Source organism: Fibrobacter sp. UWT2 (genome assembly GCF_900142545.1).
Classification (GTDB): Bacteria; Fibrobacterota; Fibrobacteria; order Fibrobacterales; family Fibrobacteraceae; genus Fibrobacter.
On the sequence record NZ_FRBF01000001.1, the window covers coordinates 44,429 to 57,545 of the forward strand.

Genomic DNA, 13,117 nt, shown 5'->3' on the forward strand with positions numbered 1-13,117 from the left:
TGGAAAAAATGAGATTTCTTGTAAGCGTTGCGGCCTTTGCGCTGGCCTTGCTGCCGGTGACATCGCATGCGACCATCGATACGATTGCCGTAGACGTGGGTATTTCTGTCTTCAAGACGATGCCCATTGGCGTTGTTCCCTTTGCAGAAAAGAAGTCCATTGACTGGATCGAAGAAAAGCCGCATTTGATTGTGACTCGCGATGCCAACCTTTCGGGTCGCTTTGACGTGATTTCCTCGGACAAGTTTGACTTGCCGAAATTCAGTAAGGCCCATGCCAAGCACTATATTACGGGCAAGGTAACGCCTGTCGGCAAGATGCTGAAGGTGGAATGTTTCTTGTATGCATCGCAGACCAAGGATGTGTTGCTCGGTGAAGCTTACACGGTGGAACAGAAGGATATGCGCCGTGCCTTGCATCAGTTCTTTGACCAGGTGATTTACCGCCTGTGGGGTGAACGCGGTGTCGCTTCTACCAAGCTTGCTTATGTGTCCAAGATGGATGGCGTCAAGCAGGTGGTGGTGTCTGACTATGATGGTTTCCATCGCAGCCAGATTACCCGTGATACGACTATTAGCATGATGCCTGTGTGGATGAAGGGTAATGCAGGTCTTTATTATGTGAATTTCAAGACGCACCGTCCGAAGCTCTATTCCAAGACTTTTGGTGGCGTGGAAAAGTCGGTGTTCCCGCAGTTGGAACAGACTTATAGCCCTGCTGTGAACCCGAAGACCGGAGAACTCCTGTTCTCGAGCACGGTGGACGGCAAGACGGATTTGTATATCGGTGATCCTTCTACGGGCAAGGCTAAGAAGTTTGCTTACCTGAAGTCTAACCAGACGAGCCCGGCTTGGAGCCCGTATGCTTCTGAAGTGCTCTTTACGAGTGACCGTGGCGGTGGCCCGCAGATTTTTGCGATGGGCAAGGATGGTTCCGATTTGCGCCGCGTGACCTTTATGGGCCGCTACAATGAACGCGCTGCCTGGTCTCCTGAAGGAGATCGCATTGCCTACACCTCGATGGATGCTGGCCACATGAACATTTACACCTGCGCACTTGATGGCTCTGACATCGTGCAGCTCACGAGCAACGCCGGTAACAACGAACACCCGACTTGGTCGCCCGATGGCAAACTGATTGCCTTTGCGAGCAACCGTAGCGGTTCGTACCAGATTTACATTATGAGAAAGGACGGTTCCAACGTTACGCGAATCACCAACTCTGGTGAAAACACTTCGCCGACGTGGTCGTTCTTCTATGACGATTTTAAACAACCAAAAAAGGAAGGTAAAAAATGAAGAACTTCGTTAAACTCGCTGTAGTGGCATCTGCCGCAGCCCTCTGCCTTGTCGCTTGCGCCAAGAAGCAGCAGCCCCAGACCGAACCGGAAGCAGAACCGGCTCCTGCCGCTGTCGCTCCGGCTGCTGAACCCAATGCAGATTCCCTGGCTGCTGAACAGGCTCGCCTCGAAGCTGAACGCCTGGCTGCCGAACGTGCCCGCCTCGAAGCCGAACGCGCTCGTCTCGAAGCCTTGATCAACCAGATCATGAGCGAAGACGTGTACTTTGACTTTGACCGTTCTGAACTCACCGAAAAGGCTAAGGAACTCTTGGCTCAGGTGGGTGAACTCCTGATTAAGGAAGAACGCTTCACGATCACGATCGAAGGTCACACCGATGCTCGCGGTACTGAAGATTACAACTTCACTCTCGGTGCAAAGCGTGCCATGAAGGTGAAGGAATTCCTCGTTGCTTACGGCATTGACGCCAAGCGCATGGAATCGGTCAGCTACGGTAAGGAAGCTCCGAAGGTTGAAGGTGCAACCGAAGAAGCCTACTCCCAGAACCGTCGCGCCAACTTCCGCGTGAACATCAAGGAATAAGATTCTTTAAATTTCGTCATCGTCTTGCCTGATACTGCAGGCAAGGAATTTTGCGGATAACAAAAAAGAACTTGTTATATGAAAAACAAAAAATTGAACATCGTATTTCCCTTGCTTATGGTCGCAGCCCTGACGGGTTGCAGCCAGATGACGGTGCTCCGTACACAGGAAATGAAGGCTGTCGGCGCCGAAGTTCAGGCAAACCTTGATTCTGTGTCGGCTCAGCTTCAGGCTCAAAACGATTCTCTGCGTGCCGAGCTGGATGCGGCTGCGCTTGCGCAAAAGCGCATGCAAGCCGAAATCACTATGCTTTCGCGTCGCGTGGCCGACGAATCCGAACGTAACGATTCTAGGCAAGAAGAAATCATCTACCGCTTGGATATGTTGCTCGGCAAGTCCGACAAGATCTTGGCGAAGAAGGTGGTCGTGAGCGGTGCGCCTGCTGCACCGGTCTCCATGGATAGCCTGGAACGCGAAGCTGAAAAGCTCGTGGAAGCCGAAGCGATGTTCAATACGGCCCGCTCCGATTACCATCGCGGTGAATTCAAGCTGGCCTACAGCGGCTTCAAACAGGTTTATGAACAGATGAAAGAAGGCGAACTCGCCGAGAATTCGCTTTACTGGATGGCTCTTTGCTTGATTGATGTCAACCAGATTGACAAGGCGAAAAAGGTCTTTGCCCGCATGTCGGAAGCCTTCCCCGACGGCCAGAAGACCTGCCCCGCATTGTTCAAGCTTTCTGGCCTTTATGGCGAAGAATGCGACATCAACATGCAGAAGCAGTACCTGCAGAAGATTCTTTCGACCAAGTCTTGCGAAAAGTCTGCCGAATTTGAACAGGCTGCCGAAATGTTGCAGGAAATCTTGGAAAAAGAAGACAAGAAGTCTGCAGGTGAACCTGTAGAACGTTGCGTGCCTGTGGTGCGTGAACCGGTTGCCCCGACTTCTCGCGTAAAGCCTGCGGAAGAGAAACCCGCGGAACCGACTGCCAGCGCAACCGCTGAATCTACGGAAGCCGCACTGTAATAGTTCGAAAAATCTTTAAAAAGAAAACTCCGACGATTGCTTCGCCGGAGTTTTCTTTATAACTGTCTACTTCCTACTGTCTACCGTCTACTTCTTCTATGGTTCGTCCGCGTCAATGATGACTCGCTTGACTTCGGCGCCGAGCTTTGCCATTTTAGCTTCGAAGTCTTCGTAACCGCGGTCGAGGTGGTAAATGCGGCTGATCTTGGTTTCGCCTTCGGCGATTAACGCGGCGAGCACGAGGGCTGCGCTTGCACGCAGGTCGGAGCCCATGACGTCGGCACCTTCGAGCGGGAGCCCGCCCTTGATGGTGGCGGTGTTGCCGCTGAGCGTAATGTTTGCACCCAAGCGTTCCATTTCGGCCACATGCTTAAAGCGGTCGTTATAGACGGTGTCTTGAATCACGCTGTTGCCCGGAACCGAGAGGAGCGTTGCCATGAGGGGCGCCTGCATGTCGGTGGGGTAGCCCGGGAACGGGAGCGTCTGAATCGTAATCGGCTTGAGTTCCACATTGCGGGCATCGACTTCGGCCCAGTCGGGGCCGACAGATACCTTGCAGTTCATGTCGCGGAAGGCATCGAGCGTCGATGCGATGTGTTCGGGAATAATCTTGGTGACCTTGACGCGGCCACGCGTAATGGCGGCACCACAAAGGTAGGTGCCTGCTTCGATACGGTCGGGAATGGTGACGCCATTACCCGGGCGTAGAGCTTCTACGCCCTGCACCGTAAGGGTGCGCGTGCCGCGTCCTTGAATCTTGGCGCCCATGCCGATGAGGTAATCGACGAGGTTATCGATTTCAGGTTCGAGGGCAGCATTCTGCAACACGCTCGTGCCCTTGGCAAGCGTTGCGGCCATGAGCACGTTCACCGTGGCGCCCACGCTCGAAATCGGAAAATGGAATGTACCGCCGGGGAGGCGTCCGTCGCAAGTGGCTTCTACGTAGCCGTGAGTCACGGTAATCTTGGCGCCCAAGGCTTCGAGGCCTTTCAGGTGCAAGTCCACAGGGCGCGGACCCCATGCGCAACCGCCCGGGAGAGACACGCGGCAGCGGCCAAAGCGAGCTACCAGAGGACCGAGCACATAGAAGCTTGCGCGCATGGTCTTCACGAGTTCGTAAGGGGCTTCCAGATGGTCGGCACCACGGGTGTCGATTCTTAAGGTGTGGGCTTCGCCACCGATGTGGCAACCGATCACGCGCAGCACATCGGACATAGTCTTCATGTCTTTGAGGTGCGGAACGTTCGTGATTTCGGAGACGCCGTCGGCCAAGAGGGCTGCTGCCATTACGGCAAGGACTGCGTTCTTGGCGCCGGAAATTTCAACTTCGCCGTCGAGCGGCTTTTTAACCTGAGGTACAATAAACTGGTACATAGTAAAATTAGACTTAAATTTTTTGCATTTATAAGATAGTAAAAGTACCGGGTTTTAATTATTCTTTTTCTTTCGTCTCTCGTCTAATCATATCGTGCACAACTCGTGTGCGGGCGATGTGGTCGTGGAGGGCGCGGCGCTTGGGGTCGATAAAGACAATCAGGTAGCCAAGGCCGTAGAACATGAGCGTGCATTGCGTAATCAGGCTTGCGATAAAGCGGAGCGCGGCACTTACCCAGCTCATGGGTTCACCGTGGGCGACTTCGACATGAATCTTCACGAGCATTTTGCCGGGCGTCGCCGACTTGATGGCGGTAAACGCGATAAAGTAAATGGCTTGCACGATGCCCCAGATAATCAGGAACAGGTGTGTGCCGGGAACGTCAATCACATTGTTCAAGGCCTCTTCGGAGGTGGGATCGCTAATGTAGGCGTTCATGGCATCGCCAAGGACGTTCAAGTCTATTGCCTGAACGGCGCTCATGATCATCAGAATCAAGACGCCTGTTGCAGACAAAATAACGTTGTCGATAAAGTAGGCTATGGCACGGACAAAGAATCCGGCGTAATGCTTGCCCTTGTTGTGTTCGGCGATGATTGCTTCGAGGGCAGCCTTGATCTGTTCTTCTTCGGAAAGCGGGACTTCCTTGGATTCTTCGGTATCTTTCCAGGCGACCCAGGCTTCCATGCCCGAATGCCACACTAAAGTTTCGTCTTTGATGACGCCGTCTTTTACAAAGTCCCTGATTTCGTCGATATTAAAGGGACCTTTGCGTCGTTCACCGTCTGTTACGGTTTCATCTATGTAGTACCAAATCATGATGAGCCATAATTTAGAAAAAAAGCTACATTTTGGAGGTATGATGAATTTCAAGATTGGCCAACGCTATGTAAGTCAATCGGAACCTACTCTCGGGCTTGGTATAGTCACCGAGGTGCAAGACCGTATTGTTAAGATTTCTTTCCCCGCTGTAAGTGATGTCCGTTGCTACCGTTCCATGGGTGCCCCTGTGGACCGCTTTGAACTTTCGGTGGGTGATACCGCCAAGAGCGAAAAGGGTATGTCTTTTACCGTGGAATCGGTGAAAGAGGTGGACGGCTTGTTAGTGTATACGGGCCGCGCCGGCAGACAGATGAAGGAATCTGAACTGAGCGGCAAGATTTCGATTGCGCGTCCTGCGGACTTGTTCAAGGCCCTCATGGAAAACCGCGTGTCGAATAGCGTGCAGTTCGGTCGCCGTGAATCGGCCATGGAACTTTCTTGCAAGTGGATTTCTTCGCCGGTGCGTGGCATGATTGGCCCGCGTACCTCGATGATTCCGCACCAGTATTATTTGTGCCAGCGCGCTTGCGACAGTTCGACGCTCCCGCGCTTGATGCTGTCCGACGAAGTGGGTCTCGGTAAGACGATTGAAGCTGGCATGATTTGGCATGCACTCAAGGCCCGCGGTCGCCTGACCCGTACTCTGATTATTGTGCCCGAAACGCTGAAGCACCAGTGGCTTGTGGAAATGAAGCGCCGCTTTAACCACTTGTTCACGCTGGTGGACGAAGGTTACATCAAGGGCCTGTTCGTGAACGATGACGATGACCGCCCGAATCCGTTCACGATTGCAAACGATATTATCTGCTCGATTGACTTCTTGATCAAGCAGCCTGCATTGATTGAAGACTTGCTCAAGACGACTTGGGACATGGTGATTATCGACGAAGCGCACCACCTAGTTTGCGAAGACGGATTCACGAGCCACGAGTACTTGCTCGCTAACGCCGTGATTCAGCGCTCGAAGGGTGTGCTCCTTTTGACGGGTACGCCGCTGCAGTTCCATCCGGAATCGCAGTTCAACCGCCTCAAGATGCTCGACCCCGTGCGCTTTGCGGACTACAACAGCTTTATCAAGGACCAGGACGCTTACCGCAAGCTGGTGAACGAACTTTCGAAGTTGCCGACGGACCCCGGCCAGACCATGAGCTGGGACGACTTGAACGAATGCGTACCGAAGAAGTCGATTATCCGCCCGTGGCTTGAACAGGAAAGCGCAAAGAGTATGCCTGCCGACGAATGGATCCGCCGCATTGTAGATGCCGTGGGTACAGGCTCGGTGGTGTTCCGCAATACCCGAAAGGGCGTGGGCGGATTCCCGAAGCGCGTGCTCGATGAAATTCCGCTCGAACCGAACAAGAATTACCGCGACATGGTGAACGTGGCTGCCGAAAACGATTTGGACATGTCCACCGACATTCAGGAAAACGGCTTGCTTTGCACGAGCTATTCCGACGCCTGGGCACTCGACGAACGCTACGTGTGGCTCAAGGGATTCTTGAAGGAACATGCTAACGACAAGGTGCTCCTGATTTGCGAATCGATTCAGGTGGTGCAGGCGCTTGAAACGCTCTTGAATGAATACATGGGCGAGGGCGCGTTCTCGATGTTCCATGAGAACATGACGATTATGGCCCGCGACAAGGCCGCCGCAAACTTCAGCAGAGAAAACGGTGCGAACTTGTTGATTGCCTCTGAAATCGGTTCCGAAGGCCGCAACTTCCAGTTTGCTCATCATTTGATTCTGTTCGACCTGCCGCTCGATGCCGCCTTGGTGGAACAGCGTATTGGCCGCTTGGACCGTATCGGTCAGACCGAAAACATCATTATTCACGTGCCGTATGTGATGGGCTCTGGTCAGGAAGTCATGTTCCGCTGGTACCACAACGGCTTGAACGCCTTCGGTACTCCGATGATGAGCGGTGGCGAACTGTTCCTCAAGTACACCGACGAATTGATTGCCGCTTTGGCTGAACCGCAGGCATTGCTCCAGAACTTTGTAGACACGGTGATTCCGAAGGTCAAGAAAGACTGCGACACCATGCGCAAGAATATTGAAAAGGGCCGCGACCGCTTGCTGGAATTCAACTCCCGCAACCCGGCGAAGGCAAAAGAAATCACCGACGCTATCTTGAAGATTGACGCCGACAAGGATTTGGAAACGCTCGTGTTCTCGTCGTTGATGGACCGTGGTCTTGAAATCGAAAAGAGCAAGATCAAGGGCTGCTACATTATCAGCCAAGGCACACAGGTGGAATCGGGCTCGATTCCTGGCATGCCCGAAAGCGTTGGCATGGCGGGCGCCGGTGGCGGTGGCCGCGTGACGCAGGCTGTCGGAAACTTCGAAGAAAGCTCGGGCGGTGGTGACGAAGATGCTCGCTTCTGCGATACCTCTAGCTTGACCGTGACCTTTGACCGCAACGTGGCCATGGTGCACGACGAAGTGGACTTTGTGAGCTTGGAACACCCGCTTTCTCAGGGCGTGATAGACTTTGAAACTTCGCTTGATAACGGCGCCGTGGCTTGTAACATCTGGCAGAATTCCGGAATGCGCGGCCTAGTGATGCAGTACAATTTCGCGGTGGACTTCTCGGTGGCCGAAGAATGGGGCGTGTCTGACCTTGCGGGCCCGCGCTACATTAGCGTGCTCGTGAACCCGACTGGCGAAGACTTGACCGAAAAGGTTCCGGAACTGAAGGCCGCAAGCTTCAAGGATGTGCCTGTTCCGCAGGGCAATGCCGCTGTGAACATGACGCTCAAGTATTTCGGTAAAGAAGGCCTCGCCATCGCTCGCCGCATTGTGTCTGCCAAGGCAAAAGAAATTGCCGAAGTGGCCGCTGCCGCAGTCGAAGCCCGCGCCGAGCAGGAATACCAGCGTATGAACCATTTGCTTAGCATGCGTGGCAAGGCGGGTAACAATACCCAGCTGCAACAGCTCCGCAAGAATGCCCAGGAATGGAAAAAAGTAATTTCGAACCCGCAACTCCGCCTCGATGCTATCAGGCTTTTGGTGTGTAGGTAATCTATGAGTGAATTAAGAAAGAATATTCTCGATGAATCCCGTCGCATTGTCGTAAAGATCGGCTCGCGTATTTTGGTCGACTCCGAAAAGGGCGGTGTTCGTACTCGCTACATCCAGAAGCTTGCCGATTCCGTGGCTCGCCTGATGGAAGCCGGTAAGGAAGTTGTGATTGTGACTAGCGGTGCCGTGGGAACAGGCATGAGCCAGCTCGGTTACAAGGAAAAGCCGACGGTGCTTGCCGAAAAGCAGGCTTGTGCTGCCGTGGGCCAGATTGACCTCATGTACGCCTACCGCGAAATGTTCCGCTGGATGCAGCTTTCCGTGGGCCAGATTCTTTTGTCTGCCGAAGACTTTCGCGACCGCAACCGCTACAAGAATTTGCAGAACACCATCAAGGCGATGCTTGCCCGTAAGATTGTTCCGATTATCAACGAAAATGACTCGCTTGCCGTTGCCGAAATCAAGGTGGGCGATAACGACAAGCTTTCGAGCGACGTGGCACTCTTCCTTGATGCCGACTTGCTTTTGATTTTCACGGACGAAGACGGACTTTTCGATGACAATCCGAAGAAGAATCCGAATGCGCGACTCCTCCGCTTTGTGCCTGAAATTACGCCTGCAGTGCTTGCGCTCGCGGGTAAGCCCGGTGAAACGGGCTCCGCCGTGAGTACCGGCGGAATGCGTAGTAAGCTCGAAGCGATTCGCAACGTGACCAAGAGTGGTTGCAACGCATTCCTCGCGAGCGGCATGAAGGTGTTGCCGCACCAGGTGATTTTTGAAAATGCCGAAGGCACGCTCTTTGTGGGCTCCAAGAAAAAGCTCAATAGCCGTCAGCGCTGGCTCAGCTTCGTAACGACTCCGCGCGGTGCCGTGGTGGTCGACGAAGGCGGCGTGAAGGCTCTGCGCGAAAAGCATTCCAGCCTGCTCCCCGTGGGCGTGTGCGCCGTCAAGAAACACTTTGACAAGGGCGACCTGATTGAAGTCTTGAGTCAAGACGGCGAAGCCGTGGCACGCGGTGTCGCAAAGTTCGACAGCGAAACGTTAAAGCTTGTTCTCCGCAAGAAGACCGCCCAGGTTCATGAACTCTTGGGCAAGAACGTTCCCGACGAACTGATTCACAAGAACGACTTGGTCGTGTTCTAGTCTAAAATTTGTATCTTGGTAAGCGTATGGAAGAAAATCAGAATTTGGACGATTTGGCCGAAGAATCGGCGGAACTCCCGAAAGTCGAGAGCCAAGAGGATTTGGCCCGCATTATCCAGGCGCTCGTGTTTGCGTCTCCTGACATTGTGACGCTTAAGAAACTGCGTGAAATTCTGGGCGATTTTTTGGATGCGCGCTTGGTGTCCGATGCTTTGATTGCGGCGAACGATTCGCTGAACAAGATTAATTCCCCGTTCGAAATTGTGGAACAGGCGGGCGGTTACCGCTTTAGGACCCGCGCCAAGTATTACCCTTGGGTGCGCAAGCTGTTCCCCGAAGCAAATGCTCGCCGTTTGAGCCAGGCTGCGCTTGAAACCTTGGCGGTGATTGCTTACCAGCAGCCGATTACCAAGGCGGCGATTGAACAGGTGCGTGGCGTGTCGTCGGTGGATGGCCCGATCCGTAACCTGCTCGACAAGGGCTTTATTGCACTCGGTTCCCGTGCCGATACGGTGGGTAACCCCTATACCTACGTGACCACGCAGGAATTCATGAAGTATTTCGGCATCAATCGCATTCCCGAAGACTTGCCGCGACTCCGCGAATTCAGTGAACTTCTGGAAGCGGGCGCCTTGGTGCCGCAGTATGCGAAACCCGAATCGGTGAGCCCCGAAGAACCGGTGCAGCCCGAAGAAAATCCGGACCAGGTTGAATTGTCGATGGGAGATGCCTAATGGCTGTAACCCCGTTAATGCAGCAGTATTACGAGATCAAGAAACAGAATCCCGGCTGCATCTTGTTTTTTAGAATGGGCGACTTCTTCGAACTATTCGAAGACGATGCCGTAATTGCCTCGAAGATTTTAGGACTCACGCTCACGAGCCGCAATAACGGCGCCTCGGGAGCAACGCCCCTGTGCGGGTTCCCGCACCATGCCGCAGACCGTTACGTGCCCAAGATGGTGGCGGCGGGCTACCGCATCGCCATTTGCGAACAGGTGGAAGACCCGAAACTTGCAAAGGGTATCGTCAAGCGCGACATTGTGGAAATCATCAGTGCCGGCACCGCGATGGACGAGTCGAACCTGAATGCGAAAGAGGCGAATTACCTTTGCGCGTTCATTCCCGAAAAGGATTCGGTCTCGTTTGCGATTGCCGACGTGACGACCGGTTACTTGGCCGCGTGCAAGAGCTCGGTGCAGGCTTTCGAATGTGAATTCTGCCGCCGTATGCCCAAGGAAGTCGTGGTGCCCGAAGGAACTTCGATTCCAAGCGGAGTGATGGACTTGATCCGCTCCGAAAACATTCTGGTGACAGAACTTCCTGCATTCCTGTTCGGTGAAGATTCCGCGAAGGATGTGCTGTTTACGCACTTTAAGGTTGAGGCTTTGGATGGTCTTGGCTTGGATGGGCGAGTGGTTGAAACGCAGGTGACGGGAGCGCTTCTCCAGTACCTGATGGACCAGAAGAAGTCCGAACTTTCGCACTTTACGACGCTCGAGATTCTGAATCTCGACGACTACATGACGCTTGACCCGAGCACGCTGCGTAACCTGGAACTGGTGCGTCCGTTGAATGCCGACGACATCAGCAGCACGCTTTGCTACGTGCTCGACTTTACGGTGACCGCGATGGGCGGGCGCAATCTGAAGGAGTGGGTGAGCCACCCGCTGATTTCGGTGGAACGCATCAAGGAACGCGAAGAAGCTGTCGAGGAACTCGTCAACAACCCGGTCGCTCTCGACGAACTGAAGGAATCGCTGACTTCGATTCTCGATATGGAACGCCTGATGGGCCGTGTAGGCTCTGGCCGCGCGAATGCCCGCGATTTGGCGGGCATGGGCCGATCGCTTTCGCAGGCTTCTAAGGTAGCTGACGTGCTTGAAGGATTGAATTCGCCGATTTTTGAACCGATGCGAGCGGCCCTCATTGCCGCCCGTGGCCGTGGCGAAGAGCTCCTTTCGCAATTTAACGATGACTTGCCGCTGACCGTTCGCGAGGGCGGCATGATTCGCGCGGGTGCAAACGCGGAACTTGATGCCATGAACGAAGACATCAAGGAACGCCGCGAATGGATTGCCTCGCTCGAAGTCCGTGAACGTGAACGCCTCGGAATCCCGAGCTTGAAAGTTGGCTACAACCGCGTTTTCGGTTACTACATCGAAATTACCAAGGCGCAGATGGCCAAAGCCACGAGCCCGATTCCCGATGAATATATCCGCAAGCAGACGACGGTAAATGGCGAACGCTACATTACGCCCGAGATGAAGGAATGCGAATCCATCATCAGTAATGCCGAAGTCAACATTCACGCGCTGGAATACAAGATTTTCTGCGAACTTCGCGAACGCGTGAACAGCTGGCGTGCCGAACTTCAGGAAATCGCGAATGCGATTGCCCATGTAGATACGCTCTACAGCTTTGCCCGTGCCGCACGCAAGTACAATTACGTTTGCCCCGAAGTCTTTGAAGGCTCGGGCATCGAAATCAAGGGCGGTTTCCATCCGGTGATTGTCGCAGTCAATTCTGACTTGGACTTTATCCCGAACGATGTGAATCTTTCGCCCGAAGCCACGCGCCTCATGCTCATTACGGGCCCGAACATGGCCGGTAAATCAACTTACCTGCGCCAGACGGGACTCATTGTGCTCATGGCGCAAATCGGCTGCTTCGTGCCGGCGGAAAGTGCCCGCATCGGCGTGGTGGACCGCATCTTTACACGCGTGGGTGCAAGCGACCGCCTGAGCCGTGGTCTTTCGACGTTCATGGTCGAAATGATCGAGACCGCGAACATCTTGCGCAATGCGACTTCGCACAGCTTGGTGCTTCTTGACGAAATCGGTCGTGGGACCAGTACCTTTGACGGCCTCTCGATTGCGTGGGCGATTGTGGAAACTCTGCATGATGAACCGGCCCGCGCCGCCATCACGCTGTTTGCAACGCACTACCACGAACTCACGGGCCTTGTAGAAAGCCTTGAACACGCCGGAAACTTCCAGGTGGGCGTTCAGGAAAAGGGCGACAAGCTCATCTTCTTGCACAAAATTCTCGAAGGAGCCTGCGACTCCAGCTACGGTATTCACGTGGCTGAAATGGCGGGCCTCCCGAACAATGTGCTTCGCCGTGCCCGCAAGATTCTCTTGCGCCTCGAAAAGCAGAAGATTGACCCGAGCGATGGTGCTACTCACAAGAAACTCATGGAAAAGCCGCAGGTCGACTTGTTCGCACCTCCCGACGAATCCACGCAGCTCCTTAAAGAAGAAATCCGCCGCTTGAAACCCGAAGAAATGACTCCGATCCAGGCGCTCCAATGCCTGATGGACCTAAAGGAGCATTACGGGAAATGATCGACTTTGCCGCCTTACAAGAGTTTGTCTATAGTAATCGAATCGTAGATTCGACGATTCATGGACTTGCTCATTGGCGGCAGGTGGAATTCAACGGCTTGCTTCTCGCGCCCATTACAGGTGCCGACGTGACTGTCGTGCGACTGTTCGCTCTCTTTCACGACTGCAAGCGCGAAGATGACGGCTACGATGGCGAACATGGTGAACGCAGTGCCGCCTTCGCTAAAGAATGCTTCGAAAAAGGGCTTCTCGATATTACGCAGGAACAGTTCGACAAACTGTATCACGCCTGCTTTTACCACACCAAGGAACATCAGACTGATGATCCGACCATCAACACCTGCTACGACGCCGACCGCCTAGATCTCGGCCGTGTGGGAATGTCGCTTAATCCGAAAAAGATGGCGACAGCTCCGGGTGCAAGAATCGCCCACAAGTCTTTGCGGGCGAATGTTGATGTCTATGAAATGCGTGAATGGCTTAAAACCATCGCGCTATAGA

Annotated in this window: 10 protein-coding genes; 8 read left to right on the plus strand and 2 right to left on the minus strand. The window is 53.9% G+C overall.

The features are described from left to right. Window positions 1–8 precede the first annotated feature (8 nt). The 3 genes from BUA40_RS00150 (at window position 9) to BUA40_RS00160 (ending at window position 2,908) form a co-directional block, all read left to right on the plus strand. On the plus strand, window positions 9–1,298 hold the full coding sequence (locus BUA40_RS00150) for a translocation protein TolB (protein WP_255369130.1): 1,290 nt from the start codon (window positions 9–11) through the stop codon (window positions 1,296–1,298). Then, complete coding sequence (locus tag BUA40_RS00155) at window positions 1,295–1,882, plus strand: OmpA family protein (protein WP_072797085.1); 588 nt, start codon at window positions 1,295–1,297, stop codon at window positions 1,880–1,882. Before BUA40_RS00150 ends, BUA40_RS00155 begins: the two co-directional genes overlap by 4 nt. 78 nt (window positions 1,883–1,960) lie before the next feature. Then, a complete protein-coding gene (locus BUA40_RS00160) occupies window positions 1,961–2,908 on the plus strand; it encodes a tetratricopeptide repeat protein (protein WP_072797087.1) in 948 nt (315 codons plus the stop codon). Window positions 2,909–3,004: 96 nt separating this feature from the next. On the opposite strand, the gene murA is transcribed toward BUA40_RS00160, so the two are convergent. Then, window positions 3,005–4,282: a UDP-N-acetylglucosamine 1-carboxyvinyltransferase gene (murA, locus tag BUA40_RS00165; protein WP_072797089.1), complete on the minus strand. Its 1,278-nt coding sequence runs from the start codon at window positions 4,280–4,282 to the stop codon at window positions 3,005–3,007. A gap of 58 nt (window positions 4,283–4,340) precedes the next feature. Beyond that, window positions 4,341–5,102, minus strand: coding sequence for an RDD family protein (locus tag BUA40_RS00170; RefSeq protein ID WP_072797091.1), 762 nt, complete (start codon window positions 5,100–5,102; stop codon window positions 4,341–4,343). A 40-nt stretch (window positions 5,103–5,142) separates the two neighbouring features. Here BUA40_RS00170 and rapA point away from each other — a divergent pair, with 40 nt between their 5' ends. The 5 genes from rapA to BUA40_RS00195 are packed head-to-tail and all read left to right on the plus strand — an operon-like array spanning window position 5,143 to window position 13,116. Further along, window positions 5,143–8,127, plus strand: coding sequence for an RNA polymerase-associated protein RapA (gene rapA / locus BUA40_RS00175; protein ID WP_072797093.1), 2,985 nt, complete (start codon window positions 5,143–5,145; stop codon window positions 8,125–8,127). Between the two features lie 3 nt (window positions 8,128–8,130). After that, entirely contained in the window at window positions 8,131–9,270 is a 1,140-nt protein-coding gene (proB, locus tag BUA40_RS00180) for a glutamate 5-kinase (protein WP_072797097.1), read from the plus strand. A gap of 26 nt (window positions 9,271–9,296) precedes the next feature. Beyond that, window positions 9,297–10,004, plus strand: a complete 708-nt coding sequence (scpB, locus tag BUA40_RS00185) for an SMC-Scp complex subunit ScpB (protein ID WP_072797100.1) — start codon at window positions 9,297–9,299, stop codon at window positions 10,002–10,004. Next, window positions 10,004–12,616 (plus strand): DNA mismatch repair protein MutS, encoded by a 2,613-nt coding sequence (mutS, locus tag BUA40_RS00190; RefSeq protein WP_072797104.1) that lies wholly within the window; start codon window positions 10,004–10,006, stop codon window positions 12,614–12,616. The genes scpB and mutS overlap by 1 nt, the downstream gene beginning before the upstream one ends. Next, complete coding sequence (locus tag BUA40_RS00195) at window positions 12,613–13,116, plus strand: HD domain-containing protein (protein WP_072797106.1); 504 nt, start codon at window positions 12,613–12,615, stop codon at window positions 13,114–13,116. Before mutS ends, BUA40_RS00195 begins: the two co-directional genes overlap by 4 nt. Window position 13,117 lies beyond the last annotated feature (1 nt).